The organism is Bullifex porci, from assembly GCF_009695635.1.
Classification (GTDB): domain Bacteria; phylum Spirochaetota; class Spirochaetia; order Sphaerochaetales; family Sphaerochaetaceae; genus Bullifex; species Bullifex porci.
Genome location: NZ_VUNN01000011.1, coordinates 38,496 through 55,779, shown reverse-complemented (window position 1 = coordinate 55,779; position 17,284 = coordinate 38,496). Strand labels below are relative to the sequence as shown.

Sequence of the window (17,284 nt, the reverse complement as noted above, 5' to 3'; positions counted from 1 at the left end):
AAGGCTAAAGAAATGGGTATTAATATTATACTAGATTAAAAGGTGGATTAGCTATGGTATTTAAGGTTTTATATGGAAATGAATTTAAAGAGGATTTAAAAAGCAAATTATAAATCTACTTTAAAAATAGGTAGCTACAGGTTTAGTAAGAAGGCACTTTGTTTCCTTTCTTTCCCAACTGGTGCTAAGTACATTTCTATTTCAGCAATTGATGGAGCTTGGGTTAGAAAAAGTAGACTATCAATTAAAGGTTGTTGTGCAGGTCAAATTCCAGTTTTCATTTTGCACGTGCGATGTGGTACAGATTATTCTAATAACTTAACATTTGATAAAAAGTCAGATGCAAATAGGGCATTAGAACTACTAAAAGAAAATATTTCAAATCTTATAGAAGAACCAAAGGAAAATAATTAATAGTTTTTAATAAATCTATACTACAACAGTTATGCAACATATTATTAGGTATATTAGAAAAAATTGGAGGAGTAGGGATGAAAGCTTTAAAAAAACTACTTTTAATCTTTATAATATTTGCACTATTAATTTCATGTGCAACTAATAAAAGCGTTGATAGTGCTGGCTTAATAGGTATTGCATGGAGAAGTGATACAGATTCTGAGTTTTATACAAATATTACAAAAACCTTAGATAATTTAAATATTCCATATGTTATGGTTGATCAGGTTGTTGATTATAGTCTTTTATATGATGATTGTAATGTTAGTGAATCTTGTATAGACGAAAATGGTATTTTACTTAGTAAGTATGCAGAACTAATAAAAAGTGAAGTATACAGGAACTCAAATATTGAAGAAGTAATCAACAAGAATAACTTTAAAGCAATAATTTTTACAGGAGGAGAAGATATTGCTCCTACTCTGTTAAAGACCCCAGAACCTTGGCATGGAATTGAAGAAGAAAAGGACTATAATGCAACTCGTGATGTCTCTGACTACTTATTAATGTCTTATTGTCTTGATAATAATATCCCTGTAATAGGTTTTTGTCGAGGTTCTCAAATGTTAGGAGTAGTATCGGGTGCTGGTATTATTCAAGACCTAAAAGTTTATTTTAATGAACAAAATGTTGAATATAACGCTGAACATAGAAATGATATAGCATCTGTTGATTCTTATCGTGATTATGCTCCTCATGATGTTAAATTAATTGATGATACTAAAGTTAAGGAAATCTTTGATAGAGATACTTTAAATAATGTTCCATCATGGCATCATCAAGTATTAACAGATTTGGATTGTACAAATTTAATTCTTGCTGGTTACACCGATGTAAATGGAATTACTACAGTTGAAATAATTGAAAGAAGTGATAAGGATTTTGCATTTGGTTTTCAATTTCACCCAGAAGCATCGTATGTAAAACACTTAGAAGATTATCCAAATAAAGATGATTTCTTAAGCCAAGAGGATGCTGCAATTATCTTTAAAGAAATAGGAAAGTTGCTTTAGCTAATTATTAATCCAGCTACAATAATACTTAAGCTTCCTAAAATTCCCCAGAATATTGGAAGAATATCGATTTGAGGAAGTAATAGTTTTCCAAGTAGAGTGCAAATTGGTGCTGCATGTAATTTCACTGACCCTAATAGTGGAAAAACTATATTTTTTTCCTGTATCATTACAGAAATAAAATGAAGTGAAGTAAAGTGAAGTAAATCTACACATCACTTCACTTCGTACTTCACTTGATGTGAACTGAAAGGTATAAATAAGGATTTAGTCAAAACATTAACATTTACTATCGTATTATGTAAAATTTCGAGTTATTATTATCTTGTTTGTTTAAAAAATAACAAAAGAGGTAGACTATGAGTTCTGAAAGAGGATCTTTCTCTGGAAAGATAGGATTTGTACTTGCAGCTGCTGGTGCATCTGTTGGTCTTGGTAATATTTGGCGTTTTCCATATCTTGCTGCAAAATACGGCGGTGGAATGTTTTTGATTATTTATATTTTACTTGTATTAACATTTGGTTTTTCTATGGTGATAGCAGAAACATCAATTGGAAGAATGACCAAAAAGAGCCCTGTGGGTGCATTTAAGACCTTTGGAAATGCAAAGTGGCTTAAAGTTGGTGGTTGGATCAATGTTATTATTCCATTGTTAATTGTTCCATATTACTCTGTAATTGGAGGATGGGTGCTAAAGTATTTAATGGAATACCTCTTTCAAAATGGTTCAACTCTTGCTGATGATGGATACTTTGGCTCATTTATTTCAAATGGATTATCATGTGAAATATACTTTATTTTCTTTGCATTAATTACTTTGTTTATTGTATTTAACGGAGTTAAGAATGGTGTTGAAAAGGTATCAAGGATAATGATGCCAATATTGGTTGTTTTATCAATTTTAATAATGATTTACTCTGTTACTAGACCTGGGGCAATAGAAGGTGTTAAGTATTTGTTAATTCCAAACTTTAAGAATTTCTCATTAATGACAATTGTAGCTGCAATGGGACAAATGTTTTATTCTCTTTCTATTGCTATGGGTATATTAATTACTTATGGTTCATATATAAAGGATGATACCTCGATTGAAGAATCAACAAAGCAGGTGGAAATATTTGATACCTTAATTGCAATTATTGCGGGCTTAATGATTATTCCAGCTGTATTTGCATTTTCAGGCGGAGATGCTGAAAAGCTTCAAGCAGGACCATCTCTAATGTTTATTACTATTCCAAAGGTTTTTGATAGCATGGGATTTGGTAATATCATTGGTATTTTATTCTTTGTTTTAGTCCTATTTGCTGCATTAACAAGTTCAATTGCATTAACAGAGAGTGTAGTAGCAACTATTACTGATGAATTAAAAACTTCGAGGCATAAAGCAACAATAATTACTGGTATTATTACGATAATATTGGGAACTCTATCTGCTCTTTGCTATGGCCCTCTAAGCAATATCAAAATGCTTGGTATGCAATTTTTGGATTTTTTTGATTTTATAACAAATTCAATTATGATGCCTATTTCTGCTATCTTAATTTGTATTTTGACAACCTATGTAATTGGTATTAAAAAAATTGAAAAAGAAGTTTGCTTAAACAATAAAGCATTCAAACAAAAGAAGATATTTGCTTTTATGATTAAGTATTTATGTCCGATTTTTTCAATTATTATTTTAATTAGTAGTATTTTAAATACATTTGGAATAATCCATATGTAAGGTATAGTTAAGGGGATGGCATAGTTTTATCCTCTTAATTTTTTAGTGTTGCAAAAGTATTAGATAATGTTTATTTATAGCTATATGAATTTAAAAAATCTTTTTTCTGATAGACGCTTTAATTCCAAATTATTTCATTTAGCATTACCTATTGCCTTTCAGAACTTTATGCTAGCCTGTGTTGCTGCTTCAGATACAATAATGCTTGGTTCACTAGAGCAAAATGCTATGGCTGCAGTTTCTCTAGCGTCACAAATACAGTTTGTACAAAATGTTACAGTAACAGGTGTAATTGCTGCATTTCAGATATTAGGTGCACAATATGCAGGTAAGAGCGATAAAAAAACAGTTGATAAGCTTTTTTGTATGTCACTTAGAATTTGTGTATTAGTTAGCTTAGTATTTTCTTTTTTATGCTTTTTTATACCAGCAGGAATGATGAAGATATTTACTAATGAAGATGTATTAATTTCTTACGGTGTAAGCTATTTAAAGATTGCAGCTATTTCATATTTAATAACTGGGTTTTCTCAATGTCTCATTGCCTTAATTAAGCTTGGAAAGAATACTGCTGCTGTTGCAAAAATTAGTACTGTAGCTGTTATTTTAAATATAATCTTAAATGCGATATTTATTTTTGGGCTACTCGGAATGCCAAAAATGGGAGTAAATGGTGCTGCTTTAGCAACTGTTATTTCGAGGGTAGTGGAGCTATTTTTAGCTATAATAGTTTGCTCAAAGGATAGCTTTACTAGACCTGATTTAACAAAGCTATTCTATTTCTCAAAAAGACTATCAAGAGATTTTGTAAAACAGCTAATACCATTAATGGGCGCATATTTAGTATGGACTATAGGATTTACCTCCTATTCAGCATTTATGGGACATATGGGCGTTGATGCCGCTGCTGCAAACTCTGTAGCTTCTGTAGTAAGAAGCTTAGTTAGCTGCTTTATGAGGGGCTTAGCTGGAGGAACTGCAATACTAATTGGCTACGAGCTTGGTAGTGGAAAGCTAGATAGAGCTAGAGAGTATGGCGATAAGCTTGTTGTAATATCTATTATTTGTGGCATTATCTCAGCAATATTAACCTTATTAACAGTTTATCCTTCATTAAAAATAGTTAAGCTATCAGAAGGGGCTACTAGAGACTTCTTAGAAATGGCTATAGTGCTTTCTGTATATATGGTTGGCTGCTCACTTAATTCTGTAGTTATTAATGGAATGTTTGCATCTGGTGGAGACACTATGTTTGACTTTTACTCTCTATGTGTAACTATGTGGATGGTAGCTATTCCATTAGCAGCACTAGGTACCTTTGTCTTCTCCTGGCCTGTATTAATTGTATATGGGTGTACCTGTCTTGATGAGGTTGGAAAGATTCCATGGACTATGTACCACTATAAAAAATATAAGTGGGTTAAGGATTTGACGATTTAGCTTTCTTTTCTTATTTTTTCCTCAATGGAGGAAATAATAAATGAATGATTTTGATAAGCTAGTTAAAGAATTTGAAGAAATTGATCCAATTACATACGCAGATATTTTGGTAGAAAAATCAAAAAGGATTTTACCTGTATTAGTTAACTTCTCAGCTGATGGATTAACAGGAGTATCAATCTTTTCATCCTTTATCTTTGCAGCTGTAGCCGCAGATGGAAAGATTTCTGAGGAGGAATATGCACTCCTATATCCAGCTCTCCACGCATTCTTAGGTGATAACCTTGATTACGATAGCTGTGTTAAGGCGTTTAAAGATTTAAGGAAGGAAGGTAAGGAGCTAAAAAGAGTTGTAGACGATATGGTTGATCTTATTGGTCTTTTCTCTGAGGACATTAAAGCCGATATTATAGTTGTTTGCATGTTAATTTGTGCAATAGATGGAAAGATTTCATTTAAAGAAAAGGCTTGGATCAAGCAACTAATTAAATAAACTATAGGCAGGAGTAATCCTGCCTAGTATTTATTAAGTAGTCATTAAATTAAATTCATTTTTAAATTTTCTATAGTTTTCTTCATAGTTATGAGTATGACGGCTCTTAATATCATTTGTATATGTATGTATTCCTAATACACCACCCTCCATTTCAATCATAGTGGCAGCTATATTTGAGCAGTGGTCAGAAATTCTCTCAAAATCACCAACCATATCATTGTAAATGTAACCATTTAACAAAGTACAGCTACCTGCTGTTAAGCGGGCTATATGGTTTGCTTTCATTTTTATGCAGAGCTCATCAATGATCTCCTCTAGAGGCTCTATTTTATATGCAAGCTCTATATCATTATTATTGAAGGCTTCAACTACCATAGCTAGTATACGCTTTAAAGCACCTGTAATATTTCTAATTTCTCTAATAGCATCAGATGTAAAAGTAATGTTCTTATCCTTTATTTCCTTTGCACTTTGAGCAAGATTTAGTGCATGGTCACTAATTCTTTCATAATCTGTAAGAGTGTGTAAAAATTTTGTAACAGAGCGATTTAAATCTGAAGGAAGCTCTCTCACTGCTACCTTAGTAAGGTAGGTACCAATTTTATCTTCATATTTATCAATAATATTTTCTATTCTCTCAACCTCTTTATATCCATCATCACTATAGGACAAAACTAAAAGGTCTAAAGCATCATATATATTTTTGAGAGCTAATTCACCCATCTTCCTTATTGCGAGCTTTGAGTTCTCTACTGCTAATGGAGGATATGAAATAAAGCGTTCCTCTAAGCTATTTATTTCATCAAGCTCTGCTTCACTGCTTACAGCTTCATCCTTAATTAACATAGAAATAATGTTCTCAATAATATTTATTGATGGCATTAGTATTAAAACTATTGCAACTCTAAAGACTGTATTAATTAGTGCTATATTTACACTCCTAAGAGGTGTAGACATAAATGAAAAGTGGAAAAAGAAATTTAGTGAGTAAAATAAAATTGAGAAAATAAGAGAGCCAAGAAAATCGACTACTAAATAGGAAACAGCTGTTCTTTTACCTTCAACTGTTGCGCCAAAGGCTGAAAGTAATACAGGAACTGCAGCTCCAATAGCTATACCCATAATAATAGGTAGTGCAATTTCAAAGGTAATTGCACCTGTAGCAGATAGTGCTTGTAAAATACCAATAGCTGCTGAAGCGCTTTGAATTATTGTTGTAAAAATAAGACCGATTAAAATGCCTAAAAATGGGTTAGTGAATTTAGTGAGTAGGTTGATAAATACCTCAGAGTTTCTTAAATCAGAAACGGAGGAGCTCATGCTCTTCATTCCAAACATCAATATCGAAAAGCCTAGTAGGATATCACCGATGTGTTGCTTATTACGCTCTTTATTAAACATTCTTAAGTAAATGCCAATGATAGCCGTAATTGCAGACAATACCTCTGTGGAGAATAAGCTTAATATTCCACCTCCACCTGAGATATCAGAGAGAGAAATGATCCAACCTGTTACACTAGTTCCTATTATTGCTCCCATAATAATAGAAATAGCTTGATTAATCTTCATCATCCCTGAGTTAACAAATCCAACTACCATTACAGAGGTTGCAGATGATGATTGAATGACTGCTGTAACTCCAGTGCCAAGTAAAATACCTTTTATGGGTGTCCCTGATAGCCTGTAAAGTATTAATTCAAGCTTATTACCAGCAACTAGCTTTAGCGCATCTCCCATTAATGTCATTCCAAATAAGAAAAGAGCAACGCCACCTAATAGGGTTAGTGCATCAACAAAATCCATTTATCTCCTCTTTAGTTTGTACTTTAATTTCAAGTGTAAAATAAAAGTAAAATATTTGTAATAATTATGTGAATTGTTAATGCAATATTTTTATTATTTTCTTAACTTTTTTCTTCAATTTCCTAAAAGTGTCGCTATTTCAGCCTTCCATAGCTCTTCATTTGGAGTTTCCAAGATTAAAGGGATGTTTTGAACTTCCTTTCTCTTTACTATTTGCATGAATGCATCCTTTCCTATTAATCCAAGCCCAATATTGTCATGTCTATCCTTATTAGAGGAAAGAGGGACCTTAGAGTCATTTAGATGCATTCCATATAGCTTATCTGCTCCAAAGATTGAGAAAAAGGAATCGAGGACCTTATCTGGGTCTGCTTTTACATCATATCCAGCACCAAATAGATGTGCTGTATCGAGAGTAAAGCCAACTCTATCTGAGGCGTGAATATTAGAAAGTATTTTCTCAAGCTCCTCAAAGCTTGAGCCTAAAATAGTTCCAGCTCCTGCTGTATTTTCAAGTGCAACCTTAATATTAGGGTGTCTCTCTAGAACCTCATCTAACATAGCAGCACTACGCTTAATACCATCCTCTACAGAGCCTTCCTTATATGCTCCTGGGTGGATATTAATTAATTCAAGCTCAAGCTCATCAATTCTTCTAGCTTCCTCTAAGAATAGATTTAAGGATTTCTCTCTTAGCTCCTCATCTGGAGTTGCTAAATTTATTAAATAACCTGCATGTGGGAGGATAGCAGCCTTTGAGTAGCTATAGCTTTTCATTTTAGCTTTAAAGGAAGCAATGTCCTCATCCTTAAGAGCGGGACTTTTCCACTGTCTTTGATTCTTCGTGAATATAGCAAAGCCTGTAGCTCCTAGCTCTCTTGCTCTATCGAGTGCAAATGAAATAGATCCTGAAATTGATACGTGTGGTCCAATATATAGCATAGCTCTATAATATTTGCAAAAAAATAAGTGTCAATATTATAATTGAATAATGATTTTACAAGATGATAGCAAAGAGAGTGCAGAGAGAATAAGAAATACTCTAAGAAAATATAATAGAGAGTTCTTTACAGATAGTGAAACTATTAATATTTATGAGGAAGATGGTGATAAATTAATTGGTGGTCTTACTGCTACTCGTGATTTTGACTCAATTTATGTTGATTATCTAGTCGTAGATAAGGATTACAGAAAAAAGGGTATTGGACGAAGGCTTATTCTTCAATTAGAGAATATTGCTAGAGAGAAAAAAGTAAAAAGGATAATGCTAAATACATACTCATTTCAAAGTCCAGGGTTCTATGAAAGGATGGGCTTTAAGGCTAACCTAATCATAGATCCTGTCTTCAGTAATTATAAGCATTATCACTTTATAAAAGAAATTTTATAGGTTGAAAACTCCAATCAATAGGACCCAAGCAAGGCCATAGTAGGTTACTATCGCTACTAAATCATTAATAGTTGTGATAAGTGGTCCTGAAGCAACTGCTGGGTCGATCTTTATCTTTTTAAAGAGTAGTGGAACTACAGTTCCTGTGAAGCTTGATAGCACTATTGCAATAATTAATGAAATAGATGCACATGAAGCATAAAGAATTGCGTAATTAATAGGCTGTCCCTTTAAAAGAAATAGGTAAGCAAAAATAATTAATAGCGAAATAATTGATAACAAAAAGCCATTTGCAAAGCCTATCTTAATTTCCTTAAGTACCAAAAGTAGCTTTTGCTTAAAGGAGAGCTTTTCATCCATTAGAACTCTAATTGTTACGGCAAGTGATTGTGTTCCAACGTTACCTGCCATATCTAAGATTAAAGACTGGAAGCTAATAATTATTGTTAACTGTGCAACTACACTTTCAAAAGCACCTACAACAGATGAAACACCAAGGCCTAATGCAAGCAGTATAATAAGCCATGGAAGACGCTTCTTCATACTCATCTTAAGTGGCTCATTAAGCTCCTCCTCTGCAGAGAGACCTGCAAGCTTTGCATAGTCATCACCCATTTCATCATCAATTAATTGACTAAGCTCCTGTCCAGTAAGAGCTCCACATAGCTTATTATCGCTATTTAATACAGGAATTGAGTCCTCTCTATAGTCCTTTAATCTTTCAATACAATCATCGATTAGCTCTGTTGCATAAACATATGGATATGAGGTAACTGTGATTTCATCAAGATTAGTACCTTTTCTAGCTATTATTAAATCCGTTAAATCAATTGCACCCTCAAATAATCCATCGCTATCAACAACATAAATTGTTGAGATGTTATCGTTCTCAGCTGCCTGAGCTATAAGTGAGCTCATAGCCTTCTCAATTGAAATACCCTCTTCAATTTGAATGTAGTTTGTAGTCATCCTACTTCCAATTTCATCTTCATCAAATGAGTTAATTAAGCTTAATTCAGTTTTCCTTTCCTCATCCATGAGATCAATTAGAGTATTTCTTTCCGTTTTAGATAGCCCCTTTAGATATTCAATTGCTAGTGTTGAATCTAAATAGTGAAGAATTTCCTCCTGCTTTTTTAAAGGAAGCTCATCAATATAGATATTTCTATCATCTGTATGAGCGAGAACCTGTGATAGTAATTGTAGTCCAAGTAATGAATATAATCTAAAGCGCTCATCGCTCTTTAGATACTTTAAAGCATCAGCAATATCACTTTCATGATATGTTAATAGCTTTTCCTTCATTAGCTTTGGACTAAGAGTACCTTTAATTAATTGAGAAACCTCAACTGCATAATCAGGGCGTACCTGTAATGTCTTATCCTTGTCGTTCATTTTCTTTTTTCAAGATAAAATGACGCAGAAAAAATGTAAGAGTGATATCACAATAAAGAGACTGTTCTAGATAAAGGAACAGTATCTTCATTTTGTGGCTGTACACTTCTACGACTACTGCCTTCTTCCATCTTTGTCTCCTTATTTTAAAAGTATGTGTTTGGACTAAACACATTTATGATATCGCAATAAATTAAAATATGGTAGCACTTATTTTTACTAATATATTGATAGTGATATAATTTATATTTATTCTTTGAAGAATATGGAGTTTGCTATGGTCAGAGTTGCAAATAAAAGCTTAGATAATTTAGTACTAATTAAGGAAAATGGATATTCAAATACTGTAGAAAAAGAAATTAGACCTTATCTTGATACTATTTGTGATAAAGGCACTATGGTATCAAGCTATGGCCATGAAATTTACTATGAGCACTTTAATAATCCTTCTGCTAAGGGGTGTGTAGTTATCTTACATGGCTTTACTGAAGGTATATTAAAATATAGTGAAATTATCTACACCTTCATTAAGCAGGGCTATGAGGTTTTTATGATAGAGCACTTTGGACATGGTGCTTCTACAAGAAATAAAGAAGTACTCGATGACTTATCAAAGGTTAGTGTAGATGACTTTGAAATATATGTTGATGATGTAATTAGGTTTACTAATACAGTTGTTAAGAAAAGTAAAAAAGCAGAAAAGCTATATTTATTCGGTCACTCTATGGGCGGTGGAATAGCAGCTAGAGTAATAGAAAAGGAGAGCAAGCTATTTGATAAATGTGTCCTCTCTTCTCCAATGATAGGTGTTAATATGGGAGCACTTCCATATCCAATTGGTAGAGCTCTAGCAGCTATTATGGTAAAGCTTGGAAGAAAATATGATTATGTATTAGGACACCATAAATTTTCAGATGATGGTGATTTCGAACACTCTCCAGATAAAAGTAGAGAGCGCTATAACTACTTTGAAAAGATAAAAAGAGAAAATGATAGATATAAAAGTAATGGTGCAACATGGTCATGGGTTAATTCAGCTTTAAAAGCAACCTCCCAGATTGTTAAGGAAGCAAGAAAAATTATAATTCCTACCTTACTTCTACAAGCAGAGGTTGATCACTCAGTTCGAAAGGACTCGCAAGTTAAATTTGCAGCTAAGGTTCCTTCCTGTGATATCGTAGAAATAAAGGGCTCTAAGCATGAAATTATGTTTAGTAGTGATAGTGTAAATCTAATGTTTTGGAGTGAGTTTTTCTCATTTTTGGGTTAACAATTGAAAAAGCTAATTTATTTTTTATTAATTATATTTTTACTTAGCTCCTGTGAGCTTTCAAATGTATATCAAAAGCTTGGAATTGCTCAAAAGGAGAGCTTAAAGATTACTCCAGCTGTAACTAAAGCAGAAATAGAGGAAGGAAAAACCGATATAGTTAGAGGAATGCTTGGTAATGATTTATTTATCCAGTGTAATGTCTCTGTGCCGCAAGACTTTAGCGGATATATACTTCGCTCACAAACTAAAGAGGAGCTTGAAGCATTAACTATAATGATTAATGCAAAATGCTATACAGAAGAAGAGATAGACGCATTTCTCTCTGAAAAGCTAAGTGATAAAGAGAGTATTTTAGCTCTTAAGGGTATGGCAGCGATTTTGAGAGATAGTAAAGATAAAATAGTAAGTTCTATCAAAGCGCTTCTTCCAATAGCTTCTCTAGATAGTGAATTAAGCGATTCAGAAAAAAAATTAAGAGAGCAATATAATAAGCTAGTTGAAAGCATAAATACTTTATTAGATGAAGCTGCAGAAAAGCTTTTTAATCCTATTATAAATATGCTAAATAGTGAAAGCCTTACAAATGGAGATTTAATTAGGTGTCAATTGACTGTTAACCTAATCGATGGCTTAATTTCAAGCATTAATGATATATGTGTATATGTTGTTAAGCAAACTTCTTCTATAAGCTTTGAAAATATTGATATATCTAATATAACAACTGCTCAGCTTGATCAAATGGTAGCTGAAATAGAAAGGGAATTAGAGGAAACTGCTAAGGTTTCAATTTCAGTTCTTTTGAGACACTTGTTATCACCAATAGCTTGCCTTGATAGAATTACATTTAATAATGAGGATGAGGTTGGCCTTCCTAGCTTTGATACTATTTACACATTGCTATCGGAGGTAAATGTATGAAGAAATTAATTTTAATTATTTTAATACTCTCTCTTGTGACATCTATTTTTTCAGCCCCATATATTAGTGAATTAGAGAGTAAAACCTTTAGACCTACCTCCTCAACCTTTATAGCAATGGGCTCAAGTGGTAGAGCTATTGCACTTAGAGAGGATTCTTCCTTTGTAAATCCATCAGCACATGGAGAGGGCTTTAGCTTGATAATCCCTCAGCTTGAGATTTCTATTTCAAATTTAAATTATTTAGTCTCTACAGCTAAGGGAGCAATTAATAGAGATGCAAATCAGCTCCTTGATTCTCTATCTATCTTCTCTGGAAGCTCATATTTTGCAGCATTACAAGCTTCTGGGATGATTTTTATTAATGGCTTTTTCTTAGATGGTGATGCAAGAGCCGGTCTATATACAGATGGTGAAAGTATCTCAGCTTCTATCTCTATTCCAATTGAAGTAGCAATATCCTTGGGCTATTCACACAACTTTGAATTTGAAAATGATTATTCATTAGCAATAGGAGGAGTATCACATTTTAATTATAGAGCATATACAATCCCTGTAGATGTCTCTAGCTTTGTAGATTCCTATATTAATAGAGAAAGGCTTATTGATGGATTAATAAGTGGAAGTAATATTTCCTTTGATCTCGGAGCTACCTTTTATATGCCATATGGTTTTTCAACTGCATTAACAGTTGAGGATTTAGCACTTGATATTAAGTTTAAAGATAGCTTTAGTAATGAATTATGGAACATCTCTATTCCATCATCTGTTTGTATGTCTCTAGGCTATAAGAATAAGCTTGGACCATTAACAATTATGGGTGCTATAGATTTAGTAGATGTGTTTAACATCAAAAATGGTAGTACCCTTTTATACCACTTAAACTTTGGTGGTGGAGTAGAGCTTTGGAAAAATATTGGACTATATGGCGGGCTAAAGGGTGGATATCCTTCATTTGGCTTAAAGCTTAAGCTATTCTTCTTTGAGTGCTTCTTGTCATACAATATTAGTGAGACTAGCCAATATGTTGGATATAATCCAAAGGATAATATTTCTCTTATGATACGATTATTCTTTTGATATTTAATTGACTATTTTTACCTCAAAAATTTGGATTTTAAAGTTATTATCAATTTCTTTCCAAAAAAGGCTTGACCATTGACCCCTCATACTTTATAAGGGTGTTGATTAAATAATTTTTTTAGGTGAGACAAAGTGGGAATTAAGAAGGTCGACAGAGGAAAGTTAGGATACAACTAGTGAGCTTAAAGCTTACCAGGTGTCTTTACATCTCCTTTTTTACTTCTTTTTTTTACAGTGTCATGTGGAGTGAAATGATAGAGATTAAACACTTAAGGAAAGAGTTTGATGATGATACGATTCCTCTAAAGGATATTAACGTAACAATCAACAAGGGAGATATCATATCAATCATCGGACCATCCGGTACTGGTAAGTCTACACTGCTCAGATGTATCAACATGTTGACAGAACCTACTTCCGGTAGCATTATCGTCGATGGCCAGGACATCACAGAAAGAGGCTGTAACCTCAATGAGGTTAGAAAGCACATGGGAATGGTATTCCAGTCCTTTAATCTTTTTGGCCATTTAACAGTTATCGAAAATATTATGAATCCTCAGATAACTCTCTTAAAGAGATCAAGACAAGAGGCTTATGATAAGGCAATGTACTTATTACAATCTGTAGGTCTTGCATCTAAGGTATTTAACTACCCAGATGAGCTCTCTGGTGGTCAGCAGCAGCGTATTGCTATTGCAAGAACATTAGCAATGGATCCTGATATCATTCTTTTCGATGAGCCAACCTCTGCCTTGGACCCAAGTATGATCGGAGAGGTTCAGTCTGTAATTAAGCTCTTAGCTAATACAGGTAGAACAATGATGATCGTTACTCATGAGATGGATTTTGCAAGAAAGATTTCTAATCGTATTTTATTCATGTATGATGGTGAAATATATGAGGAGGGTACTCCTAAAGAGATCTTTGAGAATCCTAAGAAGGAGATGACAAGAAAGTTTATTCAGCGTCTATCCTCTCTTACATATCGTATCGATTCTACAGAGTTTGATATCGAAGCTATGAACGAAGAGCTTCATTCTTATGGTGAAAAGCTCTTAATTGAGGCTGAAAGATTAAGTAAGCTATTACTTGCGCTTGAAGAAATTTGTATCAACAATATTGCTTCATACTCTGATACTCCAGATATTTTGGTTAAAATTGAATACTCTGAAAAGAGCGATATTCTATCTATGACCATTAAATATAATGGTGAGTACTTTGATGTTAATTCATGTGAAAGTAAGCTCTTTAAGCTCTTATTACAGGAGCCTACAACTAGCTTTGCTCAAACAGAGCTAAAGGATGATGAGCTTGGATACCAGCATCAAATTATTATGTCCTTTAAGTGGCAGGAGGAGAGTAAATAATGAAAAAGATATTAATCCTTCTTTTGATGCTTCTATCATTAACATCTCTATTTGCAATCTCATCAATTGATGAGCTCGATGGCAAGAATATTGGTGTTCAAACTGCAGTATTATATGAAGAGCTGATCATGGATCGTCTTCCAAATGCTACATTCCAATATTATACAATGCCTAACGATATGATCCTTGCACTTACATCAGGTAAGGTTGATGCATATTTAATTGAGCAGGTTAGCTTTGGTGTTCAAAAGAAGAACCACCCAGAGCTTACAACCTTAAGTGAGCCTGCAGGATATATCAATGCAACTTGTATTATCGGAAACAATAGCAAAAAGGATCGCTTATTAAGAGAGATTAATGCCTTTATTGCAAAAAGCCGTGCCAATGGAATGCTCGATGAAATCTATGATTATTGGATTGCAGACTTCGACCCTGATACAGATACCTGTGATATTACAGGCTTTACAGGTGAAAATGGAACTATCTCAGTAGCTGTAGAGGGTGGTTATGAGCCATTCTCATTTATCAGCAATGGTAAGATTTCAGGCTTTGACGTTGACTTCATCTGTCGATTCTGCCGTGAATATGGATATACACCAGTATTCTTTGAGGTTCCATTTGAAGCAATCGCTCCAGGCGTTGAGACAGGAAAATATGATGTTGGTATGAATATCGTTGTAAGCGCTGAAAGAAATGAAACAGGCACTTTAACAGATGTTTATTACAAAACACCTATTGAGCTAGTTGTTTTAGGTGAGGATAGCTCAGAGCTAGGCTTCTTTGAAAAGCTCCAAAATAGCTTCTATAAGACATTTATTAAGGAAGATAGATGGAAGCTCTTTGTACAGGGTGCAGGTGAGACTATTTTAATTACTGTAGTATCTATCTTAGCTGGTTCAGCTATTGGCTTTGCAGTTTACATGGCTTGTAGACATGGAAATAAGGTTGCTAATGGTATTACTAACTTTATGCTTTGGTTAATCCATGGAATGCCAACAGTACTACTATTGATGATACTATATTACATAGTATTTGGCTCCTCAAGACTCTCTGGTACATGGGTATCTGTTGTGGGCTTCTCATTGATGTTTGCATGCTCTATGATCGATATGCTAAGAGTAGGGTACAATGCAATTGGTAAGGGACAGCTTGAAGCCTCTATTGCTTTAGGCTATTCAGATCACCAGAGCTTCTTTAAGATTCTACTTCCTCAAGCAGCTCATCACTTCCTACCAATATACAAGAATGAGGTTGTAACACTTATTAAGGAGACCTCTGTTGTAGGTTACATCGCTGTACTCGATTTAACAAAGATAAGTGACTTAGTAAGATCAAGAACCTATGAAGCCTTCTTCCCATTGATCTTAACTGCGATAATGTACTTCGTTATTGCGGCAGTAATGACTAAGTTCGTTGGCTGGGTCGAAAATAGAATTGATCCAAGACGAAGAAGTCAAGAAAAAATCCTTAAGGGTATTAAGGAGTGGGAGTAAGGAATTAAGAGTGCTACTTGCGTGGCACTCTTTTTTTAGCTAACCATATTTCTAACCCAAACTCTTTTCTTAATTAATACGATACCAACAATACAGTTGAAGATGTAGCTCATCTGTACAGTCATAAATAATAGTGGTACAGACATAGCTGTATATCGGCTAAGGATAAATGCTATAGGTACAGGACAAAGCCACATAAATAGTGAGTCTGTTAAGATAGTAATTAATATTTTTCCACCTGAACGAAGTGTAAAATATGATGCATTTCTAAGTGCAAAGAGTGGTAAGAAGCATCCCTGTACGATTAAAAATTGAGTAGCAATTAGTCTTGCTTCTGCTGTTGTGTTATATAGCATTGGGAATATTGGTGATAGTATTATTAAAAGAATACCGGCGCCTAATCCTACCATTATAGAAAAGACTATGAGCTTAACATCTGTCTCTACAGCTTCTTCACTCTTATTTGCACCTAATAATCGACCAATAATAATTCCAATTGCAGAGCCTACTGCTAAAAATGAGCTATTGGCAACCTGTATTAATGTATTTGCTATATTATAACCTGCAACTGCATTGATACCTCTTGTTGAGTAGCACTGAACTAAGGTACTCATAGCAAGTGACCAAAAGGTCTCATTGAGCATTAAAGGAATAGCAGCTTTAAAGATCCTTATAAAAAGAGCTCTTGGAATAATTAAAGTCTTATAAAGACCTTTAAAGTATTCATATCTTTTATGAGCTATAAATATAATAATCATAGCTTCAACATATCTACTAATTACTGTTGCTATAGCTGCACCATTTACTCCGAGCCTTGGAAAGCCAAAGTGTCCAAAAATAAGGAGGTAGTTTAATATTAAATTAGTTAAGATAGCTATTATCCCTGCCTTCATTGGGAGCATAGTCTCTCCACCCTCTCTTAGCGTACTTGCATATATTTGAGAAAGCAAAAAGCCTGGAATTCCTATCGCCATTATCTTTAGATAGTCAAAGCCATAGCTAAGTGTTCTTTCTACACTTTGTAAATCCTTTTCACCAGATAAAAATAGATAAATTAGCTTATCTCCAAAGAATACGAAGCAAATAATTGAGATAGAAATAATTGTAAATCCCACTAGGAGCTTAAATCTTATTGCATTTCTAACACCATTCCAGTCATTTGCTCCAAAGAACTGTGAACAGAAAATTCCGCCTCCAGAGACAGTTCCAAATATACAAAGGTTACACACAAAAATAAGCTGGTTAGATATCGATACACCACTCATTTCAAGAGTACCCATCTGACCTACCATGACGTTATCTAGTAGGTTAACAAAATTAGTAAAACAGTTTTGTATTGCTATTGGAAGAGCTATTGCTAATACAGATAAATAGAACTCTTTACTCCCAAAAAATTTTTTTCTAAAACTTCCCATGGTGGCTATCATATTCAAA

15 protein-coding genes are annotated in these 17,284 nt (G+C 33.7%); 10 read left to right on the top strand and 5 right to left on the bottom strand.

The window, feature by feature from the left end; translation table 11 throughout:
- Nucleotides 1-491: 491 nt before the first annotated feature.
- Nucleotides 492-1,469 carry a gamma-glutamyl-gamma-aminobutyrate hydrolase family protein gene (locus FYJ80_RS06670; RefSeq protein ID WP_154425429.1) on the top strand — a complete coding sequence of 326 codons (978 nt, stop codon included), beginning with the start codon at nt 492-494 and terminating at the stop codon, nt 1,467-1,469.
- Here the strand turns inward: FYJ80_RS06670 and FYJ80_RS06665 are convergent.
- Complete coding sequence (locus tag FYJ80_RS06665) at nt 1,466-1,639, bottom strand: hypothetical protein (RefSeq protein ID WP_154425428.1); 174 nt, start codon at nt 1,637-1,639, stop codon at nt 1,466-1,468. The genes FYJ80_RS06670 and FYJ80_RS06665 overlap by 4 nt on opposite strands.
- Before the next feature lie 189 nt (nt 1,640-1,828).
- On the opposite strand from FYJ80_RS06665, the gene FYJ80_RS06660 reads away from it, so the two are divergent.
- The 3 genes from FYJ80_RS06660 (at nt 1,829) to FYJ80_RS06650 (ending at nt 5,126) form a co-directional block, all read left to right on the top strand.
- Complete coding sequence (locus FYJ80_RS06660) at nt 1,829-3,193, top strand: sodium-dependent transporter (RefSeq protein ID WP_154425427.1); 1,365 nt, start codon at nt 1,829-1,831, stop codon at nt 3,191-3,193.
- Between the two features lie 84 nt (nt 3,194-3,277).
- Nucleotides 3,278-4,633, top strand: coding sequence for an MATE family efflux transporter (locus tag FYJ80_RS06655; protein ID WP_154425426.1), 1,356 nt, complete (start codon nt 3,278-3,280; stop codon nt 4,631-4,633).
- A 40-nt stretch (nt 4,634-4,673) separates the two neighbouring features.
- Nucleotides 4,674-5,126, top strand: a complete 453-nt coding sequence (locus FYJ80_RS06650) for a tellurite resistance TerB family protein (protein ID WP_154425425.1) — start codon at nt 4,674-4,676, stop codon at nt 5,124-5,126.
- A gap of 33 nt (nt 5,127-5,159) precedes the next feature.
- On the opposite strand, the gene FYJ80_RS06645 is transcribed toward FYJ80_RS06650, so the two are convergent.
- Nucleotides 5,160-6,932: a Na/Pi cotransporter family protein gene (locus FYJ80_RS06645; protein ID WP_154425424.1), complete on the bottom strand. Its 1,773-nt coding sequence runs from the start codon at nt 6,930-6,932 to the stop codon at nt 5,160-5,162.
- A 114-nt stretch (nt 6,933-7,046) separates the two neighbouring features.
- Nucleotides 7,047-7,874 carry a deoxyribonuclease IV gene (locus FYJ80_RS06640; protein WP_154425423.1) on the bottom strand — a complete coding sequence of 276 codons (828 nt, stop codon included), beginning with the start codon at nt 7,872-7,874 and terminating at the stop codon, nt 7,047-7,049.
- A 49-nt stretch (nt 7,875-7,923) separates the two neighbouring features.
- Here FYJ80_RS06640 and FYJ80_RS06635 point away from each other — a divergent pair, with 49 nt between their 5' ends.
- A complete protein-coding gene (locus tag FYJ80_RS06635) occupies nt 7,924-8,322 on the top strand; it encodes a GNAT family N-acetyltransferase (RefSeq protein ID WP_154425422.1) in 399 nt (132 codons plus the stop codon).
- Here FYJ80_RS06635 and mgtE read toward each other — a convergent pair.
- Nucleotides 8,317-9,717: a magnesium transporter gene (gene mgtE / locus FYJ80_RS06630; RefSeq protein WP_154425421.1), complete on the bottom strand. Its 1,401-nt coding sequence runs from the start codon at nt 9,715-9,717 to the stop codon at nt 8,317-8,319. The two genes, FYJ80_RS06635 and mgtE, sit on opposite strands and share 6 nt — an antisense overlap.
- Before the next feature lie 277 nt (nt 9,718-9,994).
- On the opposite strand from mgtE, the gene FYJ80_RS06625 reads away from it, so the two are divergent.
- The 5 genes from FYJ80_RS06625 (at nt 9,995) to FYJ80_RS06605 (ending at nt 15,850) form a co-directional block, all read left to right on the top strand.
- A complete protein-coding gene (locus FYJ80_RS06625) occupies nt 9,995-10,987 on the top strand; it encodes an alpha/beta fold hydrolase (RefSeq protein WP_206361001.1) in 993 nt (330 codons plus the stop codon).
- A 3-nt stretch (nt 10,988-10,990) separates the two neighbouring features.
- Nucleotides 10,991-11,908, top strand: a complete 918-nt coding sequence (locus FYJ80_RS06620) for a hypothetical protein (protein ID WP_154425419.1) — start codon at nt 10,991-10,993, stop codon at nt 11,906-11,908.
- The gene (locus tag FYJ80_RS06615) at nt 11,905-12,987 is read left to right on the top strand and encodes a hypothetical protein (RefSeq protein WP_154425418.1); all 1,083 of its coding nucleotides are present in this window, start codon (nt 11,905-11,907) and stop codon (nt 12,985-12,987) included. Before FYJ80_RS06620 ends, FYJ80_RS06615 begins: the two co-directional genes overlap by 4 nt.
- A gap of 254 nt (nt 12,988-13,241) precedes the next feature.
- The gene (locus FYJ80_RS12370) at nt 13,242-14,357 is read left to right on the top strand and encodes an amino acid ABC transporter ATP-binding protein (RefSeq protein ID WP_154425417.1); all 1,116 of its coding nucleotides are present in this window, start codon (nt 13,242-13,244) and stop codon (nt 14,355-14,357) included.
- Nucleotides 14,357-15,850, top strand: coding sequence for an ABC transporter substrate-binding protein/permease (locus FYJ80_RS06605; protein ID WP_154425416.1), 1,494 nt, complete (start codon nt 14,357-14,359; stop codon nt 15,848-15,850). The genes FYJ80_RS12370 and FYJ80_RS06605 overlap by 1 nt, the downstream gene beginning before the upstream one ends.
- A gap of 35 nt (nt 15,851-15,885) precedes the next feature.
- Here FYJ80_RS06605 and FYJ80_RS06600 read toward each other — a convergent pair whose 3' ends face one another.
- Nucleotides 15,886-17,265, bottom strand: coding sequence for an MATE family efflux transporter (locus FYJ80_RS06600; protein ID WP_206361000.1), 1,380 nt, complete (start codon nt 17,263-17,265; stop codon nt 15,886-15,888).
- Nucleotides 17,266-17,284 lie beyond the last annotated feature (19 nt).